The 21,312-nt window shown below is 59.5% G+C and carries 19 protein-coding genes; 14 read left to right on the forward strand and 5 right to left on the reverse strand.

Annotation, left to right across the window (positions count from 1 at the left end; all coding sequences use genetic code 11):
- Positions 1-3: 3 nt before the first annotated feature.
- Genes AACY08_RS24950 through AACY08_RS24985 form a run of 8 tightly spaced genes read left to right on the forward strand, consistent with a single transcriptional unit; the run spans position 4 to position 8,946 of the window.
- Positions 4-135 (forward strand): hypothetical protein, encoded by a 132-nt coding sequence (locus tag AACY08_RS24950; RefSeq protein ID WP_049712961.1) that lies wholly within the window; start codon positions 4-6, stop codon positions 133-135.
- 18 nt (positions 136-153) lie between these two features.
- A complete protein-coding gene (gene tagH, locus AACY08_RS24955) occupies positions 154-1,326 on the forward strand; it encodes a type VI secretion system-associated FHA domain protein TagH (RefSeq protein ID WP_339471803.1) in 1,173 nt (390 codons plus the stop codon).
- A gap of 5 nt (positions 1,327-1,331) precedes the next feature.
- Positions 1,332-1,817, forward strand: coding sequence for a type VI secretion system lipoprotein TssJ (gene tssJ / locus AACY08_RS24960; RefSeq protein WP_339471805.1), 486 nt, complete (start codon positions 1,332-1,334; stop codon positions 1,815-1,817).
- A gap of 1 nt (position 1,818) precedes the next feature.
- A complete protein-coding gene (gene tssK / locus AACY08_RS24965) occupies positions 1,819-3,147 on the forward strand; it encodes a type VI secretion system baseplate subunit TssK (protein ID WP_339471807.1) in 1,329 nt (442 codons plus the stop codon).
- Positions 3,148-3,152: 5 nt separating this feature from the next.
- Complete coding sequence (gene icmH, locus AACY08_RS24970) at positions 3,153-4,016, forward strand: type IVB secretion system protein IcmH/DotU (RefSeq protein ID WP_339471809.1); 864 nt, start codon at positions 3,153-3,155, stop codon at positions 4,014-4,016.
- 15 nt (positions 4,017-4,031) lie between these two features.
- Entirely contained in the window at positions 4,032-7,394 is a 3,363-nt protein-coding gene (gene tssM, locus AACY08_RS24975; protein WP_339471811.1) for a type VI secretion system membrane subunit TssM, read from the forward strand.
- The gene (locus AACY08_RS24980) at positions 7,361-8,104 is read left to right on the forward strand and encodes a PP2C family protein-serine/threonine phosphatase (RefSeq protein ID WP_339471813.1); all 744 of its coding nucleotides are present in this window, start codon (positions 7,361-7,363) and stop codon (positions 8,102-8,104) included. The genes tssM and AACY08_RS24980 overlap by 34 nt, the downstream gene beginning before the upstream one ends.
- Positions 8,101-8,946, forward strand: a complete 846-nt coding sequence (locus AACY08_RS24985) for a serine/threonine-protein kinase (protein WP_339471815.1) — start codon at positions 8,101-8,103, stop codon at positions 8,944-8,946. The genes AACY08_RS24980 and AACY08_RS24985 overlap by 4 nt, the downstream gene beginning before the upstream one ends.
- Positions 8,947-8,950: 4 nt before the next feature.
- Here AACY08_RS24985 and AACY08_RS24990 read toward each other — a convergent pair whose 3' ends face one another.
- Both AACY08_RS24990 and AACY08_RS24995 read right to left on the reverse strand, forming a co-directional pair.
- On the reverse strand, positions 8,951-9,280 hold the full coding sequence (locus tag AACY08_RS24990; protein ID WP_339471817.1) for a DUF6388 family protein: 330 nt from the start codon (positions 9,278-9,280) through the stop codon (positions 8,951-8,953).
- A gap of 13 nt (positions 9,281-9,293) precedes the next feature.
- A complete protein-coding gene (locus AACY08_RS24995; RefSeq protein ID WP_339471819.1) occupies positions 9,294-9,560 on the reverse strand; it encodes a hypothetical protein in 267 nt (88 codons plus the stop codon).
- Positions 9,561-9,869: 309 nt separating this feature from the next.
- Between AACY08_RS24995 and AACY08_RS25000 the strand changes: the two genes are divergently transcribed.
- Complete coding sequence (locus tag AACY08_RS25000; RefSeq protein ID WP_339471820.1) at positions 9,870-11,945, forward strand: EAL domain-containing protein; 2,076 nt, start codon at positions 9,870-9,872, stop codon at positions 11,943-11,945.
- Here AACY08_RS25000 and AACY08_RS25005 read toward each other — a convergent pair.
- Genes AACY08_RS25005 through AACY08_RS25015 form a run of 3 tightly spaced genes read right to left on the reverse strand, consistent with a single transcriptional unit; the run spans position 11,942 to position 15,216 of the window.
- On the reverse strand, positions 11,942-12,775 hold the full coding sequence (locus AACY08_RS25005) for a metal-dependent hydrolase (RefSeq protein ID WP_339471821.1): 834 nt from the start codon (positions 12,773-12,775) through the stop codon (positions 11,942-11,944). The genes AACY08_RS25000 and AACY08_RS25005 overlap by 4 nt on opposite strands.
- Positions 12,776-12,790: 15 nt before the next feature.
- A complete protein-coding gene (locus AACY08_RS25010) occupies positions 12,791-13,681 on the reverse strand; it encodes an SDR family NAD(P)-dependent oxidoreductase (protein WP_339471822.1) in 891 nt (296 codons plus the stop codon).
- A complete protein-coding gene (locus tag AACY08_RS25015; RefSeq protein WP_339471823.1) occupies positions 13,678-15,216 on the reverse strand; it encodes a flavin-containing monooxygenase in 1,539 nt (512 codons plus the stop codon). The genes AACY08_RS25010 and AACY08_RS25015 overlap by 4 nt, the downstream gene beginning before the upstream one ends.
- A gap of 266 nt (positions 15,217-15,482) precedes the next feature.
- Here AACY08_RS25015 and AACY08_RS25020 point away from each other — a divergent pair, with 266 nt between their 5' ends.
- The 5 genes from AACY08_RS25020 to AACY08_RS25040 all read left to right on the forward strand — a co-directional run bounded on the left by AACY08_RS25020 (position 15,483) and on the right by AACY08_RS25040 (position 20,891).
- The gene (locus tag AACY08_RS25020) at positions 15,483-16,481 is read left to right on the forward strand and encodes an alpha/beta fold hydrolase (protein ID WP_339471824.1); all 999 of its coding nucleotides are present in this window, start codon (positions 15,483-15,485) and stop codon (positions 16,479-16,481) included.
- 294 nt (positions 16,482-16,775) lie between these two features.
- On the forward strand, positions 16,776-18,056 hold the full coding sequence (locus AACY08_RS25025; protein WP_339471825.1) for an alkane 1-monooxygenase: 1,281 nt from the start codon (positions 16,776-16,778) through the stop codon (positions 18,054-18,056).
- A 134-nt stretch (positions 18,057-18,190) separates the two neighbouring features.
- Entirely contained in the window at positions 18,191-18,685 is a 495-nt protein-coding gene (gene praA / locus AACY08_RS25030) for an alkane oxidation protein activator PraA (RefSeq protein ID WP_339471826.1), read from the forward strand.
- A gap of 130 nt (positions 18,686-18,815) precedes the next feature.
- Positions 18,816-19,319 carry an alkane oxidation protein activator PraB gene (praB, locus tag AACY08_RS25035; protein ID WP_339415903.1) on the forward strand — a complete coding sequence of 168 codons (504 nt, stop codon included), beginning with the start codon at positions 18,816-18,818 and terminating at the stop codon, positions 19,317-19,319.
- Positions 19,320-19,439: 120 nt separating this feature from the next.
- On the forward strand, positions 19,440-20,891 hold the full coding sequence (locus tag AACY08_RS25040) for an outer membrane protein transport protein (protein ID WP_339471827.1): 1,452 nt from the start codon (positions 19,440-19,442) through the stop codon (positions 20,889-20,891).
- Positions 20,892-21,312: the final 421 nt, after the last annotated feature.

Below are 21,312 nucleotides of genomic sequence, written 5' to 3' on the forward strand. Positions count from 1 at the left end.
CTGATGCCTTTTCATCCGTGGCAAGCCCTGGTGCTTGTGCTGTGTTTGCTGAGCGGCTGCAACGCCAATTATGTATTTGATGATGCCGACTACCGTCCGCTGGGTGATCCCCAGGCGGTCCGTCGTGGGCAGTGAGCAGAAAGGAGCGCTGCGATGCAATTAGTGTTTGAAGTCTGCAGTACCGCAAGCGGTGCGTCGCCTGCTCGCAAGACGTTTGATGGTGTCGGCGGCGTGATCGGCCGTGGGACAGGCTGTGACTGGGTCATCCCTGATGCCAGTCGCTTGATTTCCAGCCACCACGGCTTGGTCAGTTATCGAGAAGGTTGCTATTTCCTGACCGATATCAGCAGCAACGGTATCGGTGTGTCAGGAGGCATGGAGCGTTTTTGCAAGGGCCAGGCCCGGCTGATCAGTGATGGTGATGTGTACCAGTTGGGCAGGCTGGATATTCGCGCCCGGCTGATGGCACATGACCGGCAGGCCCTGGCGCGTGATGACGCGATTCCAGACGATGCGTACCTGGGGCTTGACCCTCTCCAAACACTGGATCGCGATCACCTTCACGACGATTCATCCGCACAGCAGGACGCTTTGCGCACGTCAACGCCGACAGCCGCCCAATCGCTATGTCAGGGGACTGTGGACCGCGATCACTTGGTCGTACCGACGTGGGCTGAGCCGGCCAGGGAGGTGATCTCTCCCGAGCCCATCACCGCCGCACCTGCCGCGTTGGAAACGTTCTGGTCGCAGTTCGCGCAAGCGTTGGGCCTGCAGGTGGACACGCTTGATATGCAGGGTCGCGAAGCCCTGGCGATAAGGGCGGCGGGCCTGCTCAGGCACACCATCGAAGGCTTGCAGCAAAGCCTACGAACCCGTGATGAACTTAACAGTGAGATCGATGGGGCGTTGGCCGACCCGCTGCTCAATACCCATAACCCACTGAAAACGTGTGCCGACAGCCACGCAGCCATGACGTTGTTGCTGGGCGCTGATGAGTCGAATCGCCTCTCTGCCGAGCAGGCAGTCGCTCAGGTGTACCGCGAGTTGCAAGTTCACCAACTGGCCTTGGTCGTGGCTTGCCAGGCCGCCGTACGGGGTGCATTGGCAGCCTTTGCACCTGGGCACCTGCTGCTGTGCTTCGAGCGTGAGGGTAAGCCTCCCAGGTTCCTTACAGATGGTGCCCATTGGCGAGCGTACCAGCGCCACTATCGACGGCTGACTGTCGAGGAACCTCTGGGCGAGCAGTTGTTGCGTAATGACTTTTCCAAGGCCTACGAGGAGCAGGTGCGCCTGGTCTCTACCTTGCACGCCGGTTACCCAGGATGATGTTCATGTATCGAGTTGCTGTTACATCAATGCTGTTAGCGCTTGCCCTGTTGGCCGGCTGTAGCAGCCTCTCACCGTTTTCAACCCTGACCAAACTGGACCTGAGATTGACGGCCAGCGACAAGGTCAATCCTGACCTTCACGGGCGTCCGTCACCGGTGGTGGTGCGACTGCTTGAGCTGCGGCACCCCGTGGCCTTTGAAAACGCCGATTTTTTCAGCCTCTACAGCCGGGCCGAGCAGGCACTGCCCAAGGATTGGGTGAGCAGCGAGGAGTTGGAATTGCGGCCCGGCGAACAGATGACGCTCAAGCTCAGCGTTGAGCCGCACAGCCGTTATGTCGGCGTGCTGGCGGCCTATCGCGACTTGTCTCACGTGCAATGGCGGTTGGTGTTGCCCGTGGGCCCGGGGCAACTGACCCGGGCCGAAATCGTGCTGGACCAGACGGGTATCCGGATGGCAGCGCCTCACACTGACAGGGCGGAGGATTGAGATGCAGATCCATAACGTTATCTGGCAGGAGGGCATGCTGCTAAGGCCCCAGCACTTGCAGCACAACGACCGGTACTACCATCGACAACTCAACCGTACCCGCCTGCTGAGCGGTGATGCCTGGGGTTTCCTGAGCTTGGACGTCGATGTGCAGTACCTCAACCTGGGCAAGGTGGTTGTCAACCAGGCCAGCGGTGTGTTGCCGGATGGCAGTCTGTTCGAGCTGAGCGGCGCGATGGAACCTTTGGTGTTGCAGGTACCTGCCAATGCGGGCAGGCAGGCCGTGTACTTGGCTTTGCCGCTGGCGACGGAGAATCAGGTTGAAGTGCGCACAAGGGAGCAAGGCGATGTCCTGGCGCGCTACGTTGCCTGTGAAACGGAAATCGGAGACTCGAATGCCGGCGTCGATTCACGTTGCCAGATCAACTGTGCACGCCCGGATTTGCGCCTGATGCTGGGGGAGGGACCCAGCGATCCGTGCTACGTGAAACTCCAGGTCGCCCAAGTGCAGGACTCCACCCATGAAGGCGGCGTGAGGCTGGATGCGGATTTTGTACCGACGTTCATCTATCTCCAGGGCTCGGGGTATGTGTCGTCATGCATCAAGGAGGTGATCAGCCTGCTGGCGACCCGTGGCGATGCGATTGCCGCGCGCATCCAGGCCAGTGGCACCTCTGCAGGGGCGCAGGTCGGTGACTTTCTTATGCTGCAACTGATCAATCGTGCTGAGTTGATATTGCGTCACTACCTGAGTCAGCCCCAGGTGCGCCCGGAGGCGTTATATCGGGAGCTTCTGTCGATTCTCGGCGAATTGTCGACGTTCGCCAGCGACAACAAACGCGCGCAGTTGGCGGTGCAGTATCGACATGGCGATCAGGGGGCGAGCTTTCGCGGGCTGATGGAAGGCCTTCGCAGCGTGTTGTCGTTGGTGCTGGAACAACAGGCCATCGAGCTGCCGCTGCAACAACGTCAATACGGGGTGCTGGTCTGTCCGGTAAGCGATCTCAAATTGTTGGGCGCCGCGACGTTCATTCTAGCGGCCACCGCCCAGTGCGATACGGAGGAGCTGCGTCATCGACTACCGGCGCATCTGAAGATCGGGCCCGTGGAACGTATCCGCGAGCTGGTGAACCTGCACCTTGCCGGCATCAAGGTCACACCGCTGCCGGTGGCGCCGAGGCAGATCCCGTTTCATGCCGGCAAGACCTATTTCATGCTCGAACTCAGCCCCCGTGACATCGCGCAGTTGGAGCAATCGGGTGGTTTTGCCTTCCACGCCAGCGGCGAATTCGCCGAGCTGGAACTTAACTTCTGGGCTATCAGGAACTGAACACCATGACTATGGACAGTGAATACCCGCAGGACGAAAAAACCGTGCTGCTTGACCGCGACGGGCTCGGCCCGGCGCAGGGGCCAGTTACGGACTTCCCATCGCCGCCCCGCTTCGAGCAACTGGAAGACCGAATGATTTATGCCGCCCACCTGCAGGGGGCACAGAACTTCAAAATGGGTGCCAACATCCTGATGGCAGCGGCCTGGGACCTTCTGTCGCAGGTTGTCCAGCTCAAGGTCAGTTCCGGTCGGGACAGCCTGCAGGCGCTCAATGACCAGCTTTCAGCGGGCGTCAACGCGTTTGAGACCCATGCCTTGCACCTGGGGGCAGAGCACAGTCAGGTGATGTCGGCGCGTTATGTGCTGTGCAGCGTCATTGATGAGGCTGTCGTCACCACGCCGTGGGGGAGTCGCAGCGACTGGTCAAAGAGGAGCCTGCTGAGCCGCTTTCACAACGAAACCTTCGGGGGGGAAAAGTTTTTCCAGTTGCTGGAGCGTTTGTCCCGCGATCCCGTCAAGCATGTGGCCATGCTGGAGCTTATGTACCTGTGCCTGGCGTTGGGGTTTGAAGGTAAATACCGCGTTATGGAGCGTGGAAGGGCGCAACTGGAAACGGTACACGATGCTGTGTACCGCCAGATCAGGCATGTTCGAGGCGACCGGCTGCCGGTATCCCTTTCGCCAGCGGCGGGGAGGGCATCCGGGGCACGGATACGCATCGTCTCCGCCACGTGGGTCGCAATCTGCGTACTGGCCGTTTTGCTCATGATGTATTCAGGGTTTGCCTGGGTGCTGGGCCAGGCGCGCATCACGACGCTGCAACCTTTTCAATCTTCGGTCTCAGGCCTGTTTCAGACGTCCTCTTAACGCAGGAAGCAATGAATGAACGCATTCTTCAAGGGCGTGGGTACGGTACTGCGCAAGAGTTGGGTATGGAGCCTGTTGCTGGTGTTTTCCAGTGCGCTGCTGGTGTGGTTTTTCGGGCCTCTGCTGGCGGTGGATGACTACCGTTTCTTGCAAGGCTCGACGTCCCGTTTACTGACCATCAGCGGGTTGTTGCTGTTGTGGGGGCTGGCAATGGTCGTGGTGGGTGCGCGCCGGACCACGCAACTGAATCAGCCTGAACACCATGAGCGTCATCAACGGCAGGAATTGATCAACAACGAAACCAGACACGTGCGTGGGCGCTTCAAGGAGGCGTTGCAGACGTTGAAAAGCTCCCGTCGCTACGGAGAGCGCAGCGAACGTTGGCGCAATGAGTTGCCCTGGTACCTGTTGATTGGCGAGCAAGGCAGTGGCAAGACCTGCCTGTTGGCTGCCAGTGGCTTGCAATCTCCGCTCGACCGAGCTGAAGCGGCGACGCCAGGCACGACTCCATACTGTGACTGGTATTTTGCCGAAGACGCCGTAATGGTCGAGGCGGCTGGCCGGTACTTGGACCAGCCAGACCACTCAGTCGATGCGGCAGGATGGTCGACACTGCTGGGTCTGCTCAAGACATGGCGCCGTACGCGGCCGCTCAATGGCGTAATAGTGACGTTATCAGTCGATACACTGTTGAGCAGCAATGAGCACGACCTGGAGCGCCACGCGCGTCATGTGCGTACCCGCCTGCATGAAATCCAGCAGACGCTGCATGTGGACGTGCCGGTGTATCTGGTGTTGACCCAGGCCGATCGGTTGGCCGGGTTTGCCGAGTTCTTTGACGCGCAGCAGGGCGACGCTGCAGAAGACGTCTTGGGTGGGCGACTGGTTGCGGGTGCGGCCGGCATCGACATCACCCAGGTGAAAGAACAGTTCGAGAACCTGTTGCAGCGCCTGGGTGCGGAGCTGATCCCGCGCTTGCATCAGGAGCGAAACAGGGAGCGTCGAGGCCGGATGCTCGACTTTCCGCGACAGGTTGCACGTATCGGTGACCATCTGTGCCTGTTTATCGAGACTGCGTTTTCCGCTCATCGCTACCAGCGCATCAACGGCCTGCGTGGGTTCTACCTGACCTGTGCGAAGACCGGCGATGTGCGCCCTCACTTCGTTCAGGGCTTGTTCAGTCGCGTGATCTTTGCCGAGGCCAATCTCGCCGGTTTGAATACCCCGGAGCGGCAGCGACTACGTCGGCGTCATGGGCTGCTGGCGCTTGCCGCCTCTCTGGTCATCGGGGCGGCAGCGGCGTTATGGGCGCACGGTTACGCGTTCAACCATCAGCGCCTGGCGCAACTGGCGGATTTGATCAAAACCCAGCCCTCCCGCCAATACAGTCCGGACGAGGGCCTTGCGTTGCTGGCGCTGCTGGACAGTCGCCTGGCTGCAACAAACGTGTTTGCACCGCTGGCAGAGGTCCGATGGGTTGATCGGGCAGCGTTGTATCAGGGGGAGATAAGTCGTCCGATTGTGGTCGGCGCTTATGAAGAAGCCTTGCGCCAGCAACTGCTGCCCCATGTGACCATGCTGCTCGAAGGCCAGGTGCGAGGCAGCCTGAGTGACCGCGAGCGGTTGCTGGACAACCTGCGCGCCTACCTGATGCTCAATCTGCGTGAGCGGCGTGATGCCGAGTGGCTGGCAAAGCATGTGGCTGGCCAGTGGTCGGGGGATGCTTCGACGCATAAGCGTTTGAGTGAACACTTCACGCGGCTCCTTGAACAACCGATTTTGGCGCCTTTGAATGATGAGTTGATCGCTCAGGCTCGCTTGGTACTGCGCGGTGAGTCGCTGGCGGAAGTGGTCTATCGGGCGCTGCGGGAACAAGCGCGGAACCTGGAACCTTACCGCCTGGCCGAAGGTCCGGCGCTCTCGAGGGGCGAGCTACCCATACCGGGTTTCTACACTAAAAAATACCTGCAGTTTTTCGAGAAACAGGGCCATCAGTTGGTTAATTCCATTGCTCAGGATAACTGGGTGCTTGGCGAAGGCACTGACCTCAGTGCGATGGATCTACGCAGGTTGATGCAGGCGTTGGAGCAGCGCTATTTCAGTGAATACGCCGATGCCTGGAGTGACGCCCTGGGGCGGGTCAGGCTGTTGGAAAGTTCTAGTCTGAGACAAGGTGCGGAGCAGCTTGCAAGCCTGACTTCCGCTCAGTCGGCATTGGTGCAAATGTTGCAGCAGGTTCGCGAAAACACACGCTTATCGCCGAGCCTGGATCGATTTGATGCAGCAAGCCAGCAGGTTGGTGAGTTGGGCGCGGCAGCCACCGGCGTGCTGACCAGAACGTTATCGCGCCAGGCGCAGGCTGATCCTGCCCGGCGTGCGTTGCAGCGCCGCTTCGAGCCTTTGCATCAGTTGCTTGATGAAGAGCAGAACCCTGGGGCCGAGTTGACGCAGACCTTGCGCTTGATCGATGAGCTGCAGTTGCAATTGTCGACACTGAACCGAGAGAGTTCGCCGGAGCAGGCTGCTTTCAGAATGGCCAGGCAACGCATGGACGGGCAGCAACCGTTATTGGGCAATCTGCGTGACGCGGCTGCCCGCTTGCCGCAACCGCTCAGGGGCTGGTTCGAAGGGGTGGCCGACCAGAGCTGGGGCCAGTTGCTCGATGGCGCGTATGGGTATGTGAATCAGCGTTATCAAAGTGAGGTCTATGGTTTCTATGCCAAGGCTATCCAGCGCCGATACCCCTTCGATGCTCACGCCGGCAGCGATGTTGCCCTGGGCGATTTCCAGGCGTTCTTCAAACCACGGGGCGCCATGGCGCGCTTTTATGAGGGTTACCTGCGGCCATTTGTCAGTGTCGAGGGCACCCGTTATCGCATGCGGGCCCTGGAAGGCCGCAGCCTGCCGATGGCGCGCTCGCTCCTCGACCAACTGACCAAGGCGCAGACCATTCGCCAGGGGTTTTTCACCGAGGATCAGGGTGATTGGGCCGTGCGGTTTACGCTGGCGCCCTACAGCCTGGACCAGGCCGTCAGCCGGGCGACGCTGCGAGTGGGCGACCAGCAGCTGGAGTACCGTCACGGCCCAATCGTGCCGATGGCGTTTCATTGGCCGAACGAGGTAGAAAACGGTCGCAGCAGCCTGGTGCTGGAGCGCGGTGCGGAGCGGCCCCTTGGGATTGAAAAAGACAGTGGCGCCTGGTCGTTGTTCCGGTTTTTCGACCTGATGCAAAGCGAGCCTGCCAGTGGAAGGGATGCGCAGATACTCAAAGCCGAGCTGGCCGGCCTGCGTGCCAATTACCTGCTCACCAGCCAACGCAACCCAAGCCCGTTCCAGATGGCGACATGGCGCACCTTTCGCCTGCCGAAGCAACTGTGAGCAGGGCGCACCCTTGGCGCAGTGCCGGGCGCACGGCGCAAGGCAAGAATCGTGCGCGCAATGAGGACGCGTTCCTGGATTGCCCGCAAGGTGGTTGTTGGGCGGTCGCCGATGGAATGGGTGGCCATCAAGCAGGCAATGTCGCCAGTCAATGGGTAGTCAGCAGCCTTGCTGCGCTGGCGGGGCAAGGGGGCTTCGATCAACGGATCGGGGCTGTGCAACGCTGCCTGAGAGGCCTCGACAGTCAGTTGCAACCTGCCGATGGCTTGGCGGGCATCATCGGCAGTACGGTGGTGGTGCTGTTACTCGAACACAACCGTGCGGCCTGTATCTGGGCAGGAGACAGTCGATGCTACCTTTGGCGTGGGCAGCGCCTGTACCAGCTCTCGCGTGACCACTCCCTGCAGCAACACCTCATGGATAAGCAACAACTGAGCCCAGAAATGGCCCAGGCTCATCCAGGCGCAAGGGCGTTGACTCGTGCAGTTGGAGCCCGGCAGCCGCTGAGCCTCGAGATACTGGAGCTGCGCCCCCATCCCGGAGATGTATTTTTGTTGTGCAGCGATGGCCTGTACCAAGGGCTCAGCTACAGGGAACTGGGGAGGGCCATGAGTGCAGGTACGCCACGGCAGGTGGTGGAGCAGCTATTCAGCGACGTATTGCGGGGGCCGGCGCGGGATGACCTCACCGCCGTGGTGATCCAGCCATGAGCGCGGCGGCAGGCCCGCCCAACCTGCTGGCGGGGCGCTATCGCCTTGAACGAATCCTGGGTACTGGCGGCATGGGCGTGGTCTATCGGGCCCGGGACCTGATGCATGAGGCGTTCGGCGAGCCCGACTGCCGTGTGGCGCTGAAGCTGTTGGGCGAGACCCTTTCTGCCTCCGCCGACGCTCATGTGTTGCTGTACAGCGAATTCGCCCTGACCCGAAGTCTGTGCCATGACCATGTGGTACGCGCGTTTTCATTCGAGGTAGACACCACGCACCAACTGGCATTTTTCACGATGGAAGTGATGCCGGGCCTGACCCTGGATCGCATGCTCCCGGAGTGTCCGCAGGGGCTGGCATGGCAGGAGCTGCAACCCATGGCCCTGCAATTGCTGGATGCACTGGCCTATACCCATCGGCAAGGCGTCCTGCATGGGGATGTGAAACCGGCGAATATCATGGTGGGGGAGCAAGGGGTACGCTTGTTCGATTTTGGCCTGGGCCATGCCGAGACGCAGGCAAAAGCTGGGTTGCCGAGCTTAAGCCGCAGTCGCCTGAATGCCTGGACGCCGGCTTATGCGGCGCCAGAGCTGATAGCGGGAGGGTTACCGTCGGCCAGTGCCGATTTGTACGGGGCTGCCTGCGTGCTCTATGAACTGGCCGAAGGCCGGCGCCCCGGCGAGCGCCAGCAGAATCAGCGACTGCGTCGGCCCAGGCAGTTGCCCAGGCACTGCTGGCCTCCTTTGTGTTCAGCATTGGCGATGGACCCCGAGCAGCGAACGGTCGGCGTCGCCGAGTTGCGCGACGCGTTGGCGGGCCGGCGTCGTTGCTGGTTCCTGAGCTAGTGCGTCAACCGGGTAGGTCATGCAACTTGCAGTACTCGCTCCAGCCCAGGCCCGCCATCTGCGCCACTTCCCTGTGCACCTCAAGGCGCTGGGCTTCGAAGGCTTCGGCGGACTCGGAGGTCAGTTTGAGGGTCAATTCCCAGGCAAACAGGCCTTGGCGTTCGGCTTCCGCTTCGAAGGCTTCATGCAGCCGCTCGGCGCGGTACTGCGCCAGGGTTTCGCCCTTGGCCTGGGCGGCCAGCGGGTTCAGGGTATTGAGTTCGGAGGCCACATCGGGGTGTTCGTTGAGGAACCTGTCCAGTGCTAGCTGGTGGTTATCGCCAGGTGGTGACAAAGGCTTGCTCCAATCAAGGGCCGGATTCCGGTCGGTGGGATGCACAGAGGCGACGCGCGCGTTTGCGCAGCCGGCGGTAGGTCCAGGCGCGTATAGGGTTGAGTAAAAACAATAACAGATAGGCGCTCAGCACGATGGCCAAGTCCACAGAGCTATCGCTGGGGGACCCGGTCGCTCGTTCAATAACGCCCCTGCTGGTCAACAGCAGCGCAACGCCGAACACCCACAGCAGCACGTTGAACAACAGCGGGTGCCCCTTCATTGGCAGCTTACTTTGCATAGCCAGCTTACCTCCCTGGTGCCTGCTGCCTTCGCAAACAACCTTCCTTGATCAGTTGAGTCCCCGGCGCCGCGAGCCTGCACACATAAACACACAGACAGTCAGTATTGAAGCAGACTCCGCGATTGGCCCAGCTCAGAAAAGTCAATTATTTGGAAAATTTCAGCGAATTTCCTGTCATCCATTGTTGAAAAAACACCCGGATGAATGGCAAAAAGCTTTCGCTCACTGTGCCAGGACGTGTAGCGTTAGCCCGTGTTTCCGGCGCTGCCTTCCAGGGACAGTGGGCGATGGGCAGAGGGATGGGTTATGGCGCAATCGCTGTTCAAGCTTTTCTTCACCCAACGCCTGGCCGCCTTGGCCAGCACTGAGTCGCTGCGAGCGATCCGCGAAGGGTTGTTGTGGATCCTGCCGTGCCTGCTGGTGTCGGCGAGCTTTCTGATCCTGTCTGAATGTGCCCGCGTGCTTGGCTTCGACCCGCCGGTGGTGGCGTTCCTCGCCGGCCTCCACAATCAGATCAGCTCCGTCATTCCACTGCTGGTGGCCGCTTCCATTGGCTACATGCTGGCGATCCAGTATCGCCTGCCGCAACTGCCGGTGGCATTCCTGTGCCTGGCTCATGTGGTGGTGGCGACGTTTGTCCTGCGGGACTACCCGCGCGCCTCGGCCACCTTCGTACTGTTTATCGCGATTGCTTCGCCGCTGTTGAACGTGCCGGCCATTGCCTGGCTGCACCGTTACCGCTGGACCCGGCTGGTCAACGAAGACCTGGTGGGGCACAACCTGCGGGGCACGATCAACATGGTGGTGCCGGGGGCCATCACTGCCTTGGCGTTGGTGGCAGTGCTGTCCTTGTTGTTGCAGGTGCCCTATATGGCCCAACTCCAAGGGCCGCAGGTACTCAATGCGTTGGAATCGCCCTATGGCAGCGGCCTGTTTGTGACATTGATGAATTCGCTGCTGTGGTTTTTCGGGATCCACGGTGTGTACGCCATGCAACCGTTGTTCGATGTGCTGGACCAGGCCGTAGTGCTCAATAGCACGGCGTCGGCAGCGGGCGAGCCGATCAAGTATGTGTTGAACAGCGGCCTGTTGGGCAGCTTTGCGTTTATCGGTGGTTCGGGCGGTGCATTGTGCCTGTTGCTGGCGATCCTGCTGTTCTCCAAGAGCCAGTCCATGCGCCTGTTGGCGGTGGCGAGTTTGCCGCTCTCACTGTTCAACGTCAGTGAAGTGCTGCTGTTCGGTTTACCGATCATTCTCAACCCGCGCTTGTTCTTACCGTTTCTGATCGTACCTGCGTTGAATGCCATGGTGGCGTTAACCGTGGTGCAGATGGGGTGGGTGTCGCCAGCAGTGGTCAGCGTACCGTTCACTGCGCCTGTGCTGCTCAATGCCTATCTCAGTACCCACGGCGACCTGGCGGCGGTGGCGCTGCAACTGGCACTGCTGGCCCTGGGCACGCTGGTGTACGCGCCGTATGTGCACGCGATTCATCGCCAGGCCACTGAGGGCGGCACGGTATACCTCAAGTCCCTGGACATGACCTTCCGCGGCCTTGAAGAAAAGGGCCGGTTGCGCGAGCTGGACCCGGTGCTCGCTTCGCACAAGACCTTGGCGCGCCAGGCCACTGAGCTGAGCCGCATCCAGCAGATCAGTGACTACGAGTTCTACCTCGAATTTCAACCGCAGGTCTCGACTCGCACAGGCCTTTGCACCGGCTGTGAGGCGCTGATGCGTGCCCGTGATGCCCAGGGCACGGTGCATTCGCCGTGGGAGTTCCTGCAATGGCTGGCCCAGGCGCGGTTGATGCCGGACGTGGATGTGTGGGTGGCATCCCAGGCGGTTCGCCAATACCAGAAGTGGCAAAAACTTGGCTTTGCCTTGCCGATGACCATCAATATTTCCAGCGCGACCCTGACCGACGCGGCCTATGGCGAGCGCCTTGTGGAGATTCTGGCCCAGGCCCACGGGCAGGTATCGGTGGAAATCACCGAGGACGCGCTGGTCAGTGATATCCAGGCCACGCGCCGGACCATCCAGAAGCTGCAAGCCATCGGCGCCAAGGTTTACATCGATGACTTCGGCACCGGGTTTTCGGCCTTGAGTTACCTGCACCAGTTTCCGGTGGACTTCATCAAGATCGACCGCAGTTTCGTGGTGGCCCAGCATGATCCCAAGGGCGCTCAGGTCATGACCGGCATGTTGCGTTTTTGTGAGGCCCTGAACCTGGGTGTGGTGGTGGAAGGGGTAGAGACTGCCGAGCAGTTAGCCTTCCTGAACACCGGCGCCGAATTGATTATCCAAGGCTGGTATTTCAGCAAGGCGCTTCCGGGCGATCAGTTGGAAGGCTTTGTGCGAGCGCGTGCCGCGTTAGCCAAGGGCTAATAACCGCGCTGGGTCTGCTCGATTTCCTCGACCAGGCCGTCTATCCCAGCCAGACGTGCGCGGTTGTCATGGTCCCAGGGGTGAAAACCGGGTTTGAAGTAATGCAACCACGGCACCAGCATCCGTGGGAAAACCCCCTTGGGCCCATACAGAAACTTCAGCATGCGCCAGAAGCCTTTCAGGTGCCCCCCCGATTTGCGGTCGGCAATCAGCAGGCGCAGGTGGAAATCGAATACCACCAGCCAGAAGAGCAACGTGGTGGTCAGCATGGTCCCGGTGCGTAGCAGGTAACGCTTGGGGCCGGGCTTGATCACGCGGTTCCACACATCGAAGGCCACGGCCTTGTGTTCGGTTTCCTCCAGAGCGTGCCAGTACCACATCTGCTGGTAGCCTTTGAGTGAATGGCCGAAACGCGTCGGGTCGCTAAGGAGTATTTCCGCCAGCATCGCGGTGTAGTGTTCAAGCGCAATGGTCACCGCGAGGTTGAAGGACGGCGGCAGATGTTTTTTCTGCAGATCGAGGATGAATTTAAGCCGTCGGTCCAGGGTGTGTGCCGGCAACCCTGCAGCTTGCAGCAGGTTGTTGTAGGCCACGTGCTCACGGCTGTGCATGGCCTCCTGGCCGATAAATCCCTGGACCTCTTTCTTCAGTTCAGGATCATCAATGTGCTGGCGGTAGTGGCGCACGCTGTCCATGAAAAACAGCTCGCCCTGGGGGAACAACAGCGACAACGCGTTGAAAAAATGCGTGATGAACGGACCCTGTTCATGCCAGTCCTTGATGCGCTCGGCGGGCAGGTCAAAATGGATGTCACGGCGGATCGGCAACATAGTGCATGCTCCTGTTCAGAGGCGGGGCTCGTCGTTGGTTTCAAACACCGGCGTGCGGGCTTTTGGGGCCATGCGCTTGCTGGCGAGTACCACCAAGGCTTGATAGGCCGCCGGCAGGCACCGGGCGAGCAGGTCGAGGAAATACGCGTCGCGGCCGATCAGCACACGACGCTTGTTTTTGCGCACGCCTTGCAGGATCACTTTGGCGGCTTGGTCTGCGTCAGTGATGAACAGCTTCTCGAAGTCGGCGCGGGCCTGCTGTTCGCTGTGGATCAGGAAACCCGTCATGTTCGCGTCGATACGGCTGCTGCGACAGATATCGGTACGAATGCCTCCCGGGTGTACGCAGGTGGCAGAGACGCCGCAGCGCTGCATATCCAGCTCTTGGCGCAGGGATTCGGTAAAGCCGCGCACGGCGAACTTGGTAGCGTTGTAGCCACTCATGCCGGGCTGGGCAAACAGGCCGAATACGCTGGACGTGTTGACTATGTGCCCGTCACCCGAGGCTTTCAGATACGGCAGGAACGCCTTGGTGCCGTGGACCACGCCCCAGAAGTTGATGCCGACAATCCATTCCAGGTCGGCGTAGTCCACACCTTCCACCGTGCTCGACAGGGCCACCCCGGCATTGTTGAACACCAGGTTGACCTGGCCGTGTTCGGCAACGCAGCGCGCGGCCCAATCCAGCATGGCCTGGCGGTCGGAAACATCCAGCACCTGGGTGGTGATCAACACGGGGGCCAAGGTCGAGGTCTTGATCAACGCCTCGGTCTGTTCCAAGCCCTGGCTGTTTTTGTCCGCCAGCGCCAAGTGGCAACCTTCCCGAGCCAGGGCCAGGGCGAGGGCGCGACCCATGCCGCATGCCGCGCCGGTAATGGCCGCTACGCGACCGTTGAATGACTTCATGACAGGCTGCCTTCTGCGGTGGAGTGGGGCGCCGGCACTGGACGGCTGGGCGCGTTGACCGGTAGCAGGTCGGCCACGTAGTCCTTGAGCGCAAACTGCCGGGTGACCTGCTTGAAGCGCCAGGTCGAGCCGGGCCATAGGGTGGTGTTCTTGCCCGTGCGCGGGTCGAGGTACCAGCTTTGGCAACCGCCGGTGTTCCAGATGGTGCGCTTGAGCTTGTCTTGCAGCTGTTGGTTGTAGGCGCTTTCGACACTGGGTTTGACGTCGACAGTGGCGATGCGATGCCGCTGCATGTGCTGGAGTGCGTCGAGGATGTAGGTGACCTGGGCTTCGATCATCAGGATCATCGAGTTATGCCCCAGGCCGGTGTTGGGCCCGACGATCAGGAACAGGTTGGGATAGCCCGGCACGGTGGTGCCCTTGTAGGCGTGGGCGCCGTCTTGCCAGGTGTCCATCAGGTCCACGCCACCGCGCCCGATGATGCAATCGCGGGGCAGGGGATCGGTGGCTTGGAAGCCGGTGCCGAAAATCAGGCAATCGGCCGGGTGCTTGATGCCGTCGGCGGTGATCACACCGTCAGCTTCAATGCGTACCACGTGTTCGGTGACCACATCGACATTGCTGCGCGACAACGCTGGGTAGTAGTCATTGGAAATCAACACGCGCTTGCAGCCGATGGTGTAGTCCGGGGTCAGCGTTTTGCGCAGCGAAGGGCGAGCCACTTGTTTATGCAGGTGGCGCAGGGCGATTTTCTGCACCATCTTCATCAGCCGTGGGTGCAGGGCGAAGCCGATTACGCGGCCTTCCAGCGCCCAGTAGAAGGCGCCGCGCACCAGGCGCTGAGTGAAGGGCAGGTGCTTGAACAGCCAGCGTTCGAAGGGCGAAACCGCGCGGTCGGGCTTGGGCATGATCCACGGCGGGGTGCGCTGGAACAGGTCCAGGTGAGCCACCTGCGGCGCGATCTGTGGCACGAACTGAATGGCACTGGCGCCGGTGCCGATCACTGCCACGCGCTTACCCTTCAAGGCGTAGTCGTGATCCCATTGTTGGGAGTGAAAGCGCTTGCCCTTGAAGCTGTCGAGCCCGGGAATTTCCGGCAGCGCTGGGCGCGACAAGCCCCCCATGCCCGATACCAGTACCCGCGCACTGACCTGACGGCCATCGCTGAAGCTCAACTGCCAGCGTTGCCGTTGGTCGTCGAACACCGCGCGTTTGAGGCCCATGCCGAAGCGCAGGTAGGGCGCGAGCCCAAAGCGCGTGGCGCATTGTTCCAGGTAAGCGCGGATCTCTGCCTGCGGCGCGAACTGCCGCGTCCAGTCCGGGTTGGGAGCAAAGGAAAACGAGTACACATGCGACTGCACATCGCAGGCGCAACCCGGGTAGTGGTTGTCCCGCCAGGTACCCCCGAGCGTGTCGGCCTGCTCGGCGACAAAGAAGTCGGTGAACCCGGCCTCCTTGAGCTTGATCGCCATGCACAGGCCGGCAAAGCCTGAGCCGATGATGGCAATGTCGATTGAATCACTCTGGGCATTCATAAGCAGTCCTTCGTGGGCATCGGGTGTGCTCCCTTTCTTGTTTTGTCTTTTAGATAGAACACCATTGCAAAGAAAAATTGAATTACTTATTTTAAAAAAGATTTTAAATAATCTACCTGAAAATATCGCCTACGCTAGTCCCCGGTTCCTCATGTGCGATTTGTCCGACGGACAGGCACGACGTTAGGTCCAGGGTGTGGACGATAGCTGAGGCCTTGATCAATTCCGGTCGGGTCGCCAGCAGCAGGGATGCAGAGGACCGAGCTATGGCTGTTGAATGGGTTGTTGCTGCGGCTGTGTTTATGGGCGTGAGCGCCGCGTTGTGGGGGTTCAGTGTCTGGATGACGCGGCGTATCGAAGCGGCCGTTCCGAGCAACGGGCGTTTTGTGGAAGTGAATGGCGAGCGCTTTCACTATTACGAGGAGGGCAAGGGCCCACCGCTGTTGATGATTCACGGGCTGATGGGCAGCAGTCGCAACCTCACCTACGCCTTGTCCGGCCAGTTGTGCGAGCACTTTCGAGTGATCACGCTTGACCGTCCGGGGTCGGGCTATTCCACGCGCCATAAAGGCACCGCCGCGGACTTGCCGGCCCAGGCGCGGCAAGTGGCAGCCTTTATCGACACGCTAGGCCTGGCCAGACCGCTGGTGCTGGGCCATTCCCTCGGCGGCGCGATCTCACTGGCGCTGGCCCTGGACCACCCGCATGCGGTGTCCGGCCTGGTATTGGTGGCACCACTGACCCATCCGCAACCCACATTGCCCTTGGTGTTCTGGTCACTGGCGATACGACCGGCCCTGCTTCGGCGTTGGGTGTCATACACCCTGACCGTGCCAATGGGCCTGCTCACGCGCCGCTCTGTGGTCAAGGGCGTGTTCGCTCCGGACACTGCCCCAGAGGATTTTGCTACCCGGGGCGGCGGGCTGCTGGGCATGCGGCCCGACAACTTCTATGCGGCGTCCAGCGAGATCGCGCTGGTCAACGATTACCTGCCGGACATGGTCAAGCGCTACCCGCAACTGACGCTGCCGGTCAGCCTGATCTATGGCGCGCGTGACAAGGTCCTGGACTTTCGCAAACACGGGCAGGCCCTGGCTGACAGGGTCCCCGGCCTGAAGCTGCAGGTGGTGGAAGGGCGCGGCCATATGTTGCCGATCACCGCCACGGCGCGGGTGGTCGAGGCGGTACTGCAATTGGCCAAGCGTGCCCGGCCGCCGGAAACCGCCGCGATCCTGCATCCGCCATTTGCCTTGGCGAACAAATAATCGTGGCCTCCACTGCGCGGTGGACGGTCCGAGATGCTTGCCCTAGAGACCTGACCAAACGGCAGAAAAACAGACTGCCCAGTCACGCGGAAAAGGCCTCGAAAAAATAGTTGACGACCTATCGATTCCGCGCTATTTATTTAAAAAAATATTTCAATGTTTATTTTGAAATGATTTTTGAAATGCCTAAGAGCGAATAAAAATGAAAAAAACGCCTTTTATCGCATGGTTGATTTCCCGGAGCATTCAGCGCTCCCTGAACCTGTTTTCTGCCTCCCTGCCGCGGAGGTTGCCATGAATCAGACTCTGGCAGCCCCAAGCGTATGGACCGACGGCAAGCGTCATCTGTGGTGGCTGGGCATCACGCCCCTGGCCACGCCATTGCTCTCCGGTGCACTGGCCATCTGCACCGGTATCCAGCAACTCTGGTGGGTCGGCGTGCTGGTGATCTTCGGCCTGATTCCGCTGATCGACAGCTTGCTCGGTGAGGATGTGAGCAACCCGCCCGAATCCGCCGTCAGCCACCTCGAATCCCAAAGCTATTACCGCTGGATCGTCTACACCGGCGTGCTGTTCGTCATCTCATCGGTGGTGATCACCGGTTGGCTGGCCGCCGGCGGTATCGACTGGATCATCCGGGGTGGTTTGTTGCAGGCTGCGGCGAACCTGGAACCGTCCAACTGGCTGTCCCACGCCGCCAGCTACATCACTGCGCGCACTCAACTGCATGGCGAAGCGAGTTGGTTTACTTACCTGGGCATGGCCATGTCGACAGGTGCCGCTACCGGCATCGCAATCAACACGGCCCACGAACTGGGACACAAGCCCAACGCGCTGGAAGTGTTCCTGGCCAAGGTCACCCTGGCCCCGACCTTTTACGGGCACTTCTACACCGAACACAACCGTGGCCATCACGTACGTGTGGCTACCCCGGAAGATCCAGCCAGTTCGCGCCTGGGGGAGAGCTTCTGGGCCTTCCTCCCGCGCTCGGTATGGCTCAGTGCCCGTTCGGCGTGGAACCTGGAGCGCGAACGCCTGCGCAAGCTCGGCTTGCCGGCCTGGCACTGGCAGAACGGGGTACTCAGCGCGTGGATGTACAGTGTGGTGTTGTGGGGCGCGATGATCGCCTGGTTGGGGGCGGCAGTGATCCCGTTCCTGATCATTCAGGGTATCTACGGCTTCTCGCTGCTGGAAGTGGTGAACTACGTCGAGCATTACGGGCTTAAACGCCAGAAGTTGCCCAACGGTCGTTATGAGCGTTGCTCACCACGGCATTCATGGAACAGTAACCGTATTGTCACCAATATCTTTCTGTTCCAATTGCAGCGGCACTCCGATCACCATGCCAACCCAACCCGTAGTTATCAGTCGTTGCGCCACTTTGATGAGTCGCCGCAACTTCCCTACGGCTATGCGAGCATGATCGTCTGGGCCTATGTGCCTTATTTATGGCGACGTCGCATGGATCATCGAGTGCTGAATCATTATGCCGGGGATATCACCCTGACCAATCTTCAACCGTCACAGCGCTTGAAGTATCTGGAGAAGTACAGCGGCAGTGCCAAGCCGTTCTGAAGTGAATTAAAACGTGTGTTACGCGCTCGGGATCTGTGCATCGCGCAGGTCTCTATCGCCCAGGACTCTTAAAATTAGTTGCAAAAAAGTTGTTTGACCCGAACAAAAATAATTTCAAGGGAAGGACGTACATCATGCAATCACCTGCCAAGTTCACCACCCATATCGTATTGGCCGCGCTGGGCCTGATCGTCTACCACCAGGCTCAAGCTGCGCGCATTGAGCCAGCCGGCAGTGCGTTTGACGCCCAGGGCCCCATCAGTTTTTCCAAAGGTGCGCTGATCAGCGCCGACTGCACCATCAAGGTCGCCGGCAAAGTGGCGGCCGACGGCTCATCGGTGAATGTCGACAAAGTTGAATTCGATGGCGGCCTCAAATGCAGCCGAGTCGAAGCCGTTAACCTGCCCTGGGTATTAGTTGCCAAAGACACCAAGAGCGGTTCCATGTCGAACATCAGCGTAGATGTGCATGCGTTTGGCCTGGGTGGTAAGTGCGGGCCTTCTACCGCCGAGGGTACATGGGATAACGCCACCGGTAAGTTGGAAGCCGCGAACGTGCCGATTGGCGAAGACTGCACAATCAAGACGGTGTCGATCAAGATGCCACCGAACTTCAAAGTGGTTGAATAACAGCAAATGTTGTTGCGGTAATTGAATTGAGATTTGGCTGGAAAGGGAAGTTCTGCAGTTTCACCGTGACCTCTCGTTCATGGCCATTACCCCCTGGCGAATGACTCGCCATAACATGTGAGGAAAAACAATGAAAAGTTTGAAAACCCTCGTATCGTTGTCTGCTTTGGCTGTTTGCATGGGTGCTGCTTCGATGGCCAATGCGGCTTCGATCAGCCCTGAAGGCCCCTTTACCACCACCGCAGGTTCCATCGTGGTGCAATCACCGTCTTCATTCGGCGGCAGTGTGACCTGTGGCATCACTTTCAGCGGTACTGTCAGTGGCGGTGTTGCCACTATCACCAATGCCGCACTGACCGGAGGTGGCTTGTGTGCTTTGCCTACGCTCAAGAGCATTCCGTCGCCAGGCTGGGTGCTGACTGCGTCGTCGGCCACTGAAGGCAAAGTGGCAAACGTTGGTTACACCATTAAAAAGACTTTTATTATCCCCGGCACCGACTGCGGCCCATCCTCCATCAATGTGACCTGGAATGCTTCGTCTCACACCCTTACCGCGGCAAACCAGCCTCTGAGTGGCGGTTGCAACATTGTATCGCTGACTACCACTGCCTCTGGTCTGACGGTTAACCCATAACGGGCACACGTTACGGAACGCAGGGTTGATCACCCTTTGAAAGGCCGGTGCCTCGTTTGAGGTGCCGGCTGACGTAGAAAGCCGGCAATGCCGGAAGCGAATAATAATAAGGAGTGCCGCATGATCACTAAGAAACAACAGGCTCATACACTGTTGGGGTTGGCAATACTGGGGGGGCTGATGACGGCCGCTACCGTGCAGGCGGGTGGGTTCTCTACGCCGACTTACGGTGCCCCAGGTTGGGGCCGGGCGTTCGGCGGCGGTTCTCTGTTCAAGAATGACCCAAGTTCTGCATACAACAATCCGGCAGCGATGGCGTTCGTCGATCAATCCGTGGTTCAACAAACCGTCGACTATGCCCGGATCAAGATCAAATACACGGGGCAGTCTTACGATTACACCGGTAATCCGGCCAGCAATACCGCAGTGTCGCCCGATGGTAGCTTTGATCAGAGCACTGCAACCGTCAATAACAACAATGGCGGCCAGGGTGGTTTCACCGCGTGGCTGCCAACCGGGTTTCTGGTGATCCCGATTGGCGACCGCTTTGCATTCGGCCTCAGTCAGGTCGTGCCGCAAGGCATGCGCAGCACCTGGAATGAAAATTCCAAGTTTCGCGACTTCGCCGTGGACACCAAAATTGAAACCGTCGGCTTGACGGGGTCCTTATCCTTCAAGGTGCGCGACGACTTTTCCATCGGCGGTGGCATGATCGTCCAACGTAGCCAAGGCTTCGTCAGCCAGAACATCGATCTATTCTCGGCTGCTTCGGTCTCTCCCGGCTTGGGTAACGGGGCGTTCCCGCCAGGCGTAGGTACTGCGCTGATGCGGGTCAAAGTGGACAATGTTTCCGTTGGCTGGTTTGGTGGCGTTGTGTGGAAACCGACCGACAAAGACTCCTTGGGTCTGAACTACCACGCCAAAATCAAAAACAAGCTGACGGGTAAGTACAAGGTTCGGGCCGATGCACTGAACAACGGCTTGATGACGGACGATTCGATCTTTGGTGATGGCAAGACGCTGGTTGAAACGGCGTACCCTGGACTGAAATTGTTCCCCAATGGCGCCAATGCCAGCACGCAGTTGGATATTCCGGCGACTGCCGCTATCGACTGGGTGCACCAGTTCAATGATCGTTGGACGTTAGGCGTCAGCGCCGTGTGGACGCAATGGTCGTCCTTCAAGGACCTGACACTCAAGTCCAATGGCTCGACGATTGTTGCCATTCCTTATAATTATCAGGACACGTGGATGTACTCCCTGGGGGGCGATTTCAAGGCCACGGATGAGTTGACCTTGAGGGCAGGCGTGGCGTATGACCAGACGCCGACCCGTAATTCGACGCGCGATCCGCGCATCCCCGACGGCGACCGCTATTTTGCATCGCTGGGCGCGGGTTACGACGTCAAGGCCATTCCCGGCCTGACACTGGATGCCGCGTATTCTCACCAATTCGTTCAGAAGGTCAATATCAAAACCCAGAACGTCGATCGTCTTGGTGGTGGCCGTCTTGACGGCACTGCCGAGTCTTCAGGCGATGTCGTCAGTTTGTCGGCCACCTACAAGTTTTAACCCCGTTATGGCGTGAGCATCAAGCGCATCTTGGTGTTCGCGTCATAACCCCTCTCGATGGCTGGTCAAGTCGGATGACTCGCGCTCGCCATTTTTTTGCCCGGACATTCACTGTGGCGGTTCTCCTGCCAGTCCCCCTGTAATTATCAGCCTTGAGGCAACTTTCCTACATTAACCCGAGCATATTCGCTTGGGTTTTTGCGTTGCTTTCTGATCGATTTTTTGATGGGCACGATATTTGAAATACCTCGAAATCGTCCAGCGCAAGAGCCATCAAATCTGACATCGCGTGCTTCCTTAGTTACGTGTGCTTACTGAATTACGTCGCTCAGATTTTTCCTATTTCGGTGCGTGCTTAGTTGCCAGAAAGTTGTTCTGTCCGAACACGAATAGTTCAAAGGGGGAACGCTTACTATGCAAG

It is taken from the genome of Pseudomonas sp. EL_65y_Pfl1_R83 (assembly GCF_963970695.1).
Taxonomy (GTDB): Bacteria; Pseudomonadota; Gammaproteobacteria; order Pseudomonadales; family Pseudomonadaceae; genus Aquipseudomonas; species Aquipseudomonas tritici.

Bases quoted from the DNA above. Each gene is read 5' to 3' on its own strand.
- praA (WP_339471826.1), top strand. From the start codon at position 18,191: ATGCAATCACCTGCCAAGTTCACCACCCATATCGTATTGGCCGCGCTG.
- AACY08_RS25025 (WP_339471825.1), top strand. From the start codon at position 16,776: ATGAATCAGACTCTGGCAGCCCCAAGCGTATGGACCGACGGCAAGCGT.
- AACY08_RS25020 (WP_339471824.1), top strand. From the start codon at position 15,483: ATGGCTGTTGAATGGGTTGTTGCTGCGGCTGTGTTTATGGGCGTGAGC.
- AACY08_RS25015 (WP_339471823.1), bottom strand. From the start codon at position 15,216: ATGAATGCCCAGAGTGATTCAATCGACATTGCCATCATCGGCTCAGGC.
- tssK (WP_339471807.1), top strand. From the start codon at position 1,819: ATGCAGATCCATAACGTTATCTGGCAGGAGGGCATGCTGCTAAGGCCC.
- AACY08_RS24950 (WP_049712961.1), top strand. From the start codon at position 4: ATGCCTTTTCATCCGTGGCAAGCCCTGGTGCTTGTGCTGTGTTTGCTG.
- tssJ (WP_339471805.1), top strand. From the start codon at position 1,332: ATGTATCGAGTTGCTGTTACATCAATGCTGTTAGCGCTTGCCCTGTTG.
- AACY08_RS24980 (WP_339471813.1), top strand. From the start codon at position 7,361: ATGGCGCACCTTTCGCCTGCCGAAGCAACTGTGAGCAGGGCGCACCCT.
- praB (WP_339415903.1), top strand. From the start codon at position 18,816: ATGAAAAGTTTGAAAACCCTCGTATCGTTGTCTGCTTTGGCTGTTTGC.
- AACY08_RS24985 (WP_339471815.1), top strand. From the start codon at position 8,101: ATGAGCGCGGCGGCAGGCCCGCCCAACCTGCTGGCGGGGCGCTATCGC.
- icmH (WP_339471809.1), top strand. From the start codon at position 3,153: ATGACTATGGACAGTGAATACCCGCAGGACGAAAAAACCGTGCTGCTT.
- tagH (WP_339471803.1), top strand. From the start codon at position 154: ATGCAATTAGTGTTTGAAGTCTGCAGTACCGCAAGCGGTGCGTCGCCT.
- AACY08_RS25000 (WP_339471820.1), top strand. From the start codon at position 9,870: ATGGCGCAATCGCTGTTCAAGCTTTTCTTCACCCAACGCCTGGCCGCC.
- AACY08_RS25040 (WP_339471827.1), top strand. From the start codon at position 19,440: ATGATCACTAAGAAACAACAGGCTCATACACTGTTGGGGTTGGCAATA.
- AACY08_RS25010 (WP_339471822.1), bottom strand. From the start codon at position 13,681: ATGAAGTCATTCAACGGTCGCGTAGCGGCCATTACCGGCGCGGCATGC.
- tssM (WP_339471811.1), top strand. From the start codon at position 4,032: ATGAACGCATTCTTCAAGGGCGTGGGTACGGTACTGCGCAAGAGTTGG.
- AACY08_RS25005 (WP_339471821.1), bottom strand. From the start codon at position 12,775: ATGTTGCCGATCCGCCGTGACATCCATTTTGACCTGCCCGCCGAGCGC.
- AACY08_RS24995 (WP_339471819.1), bottom strand. From the start codon at position 9,560: ATGCAAAGTAAGCTGCCAATGAAGGGGCACCCGCTGTTGTTCAACGTG.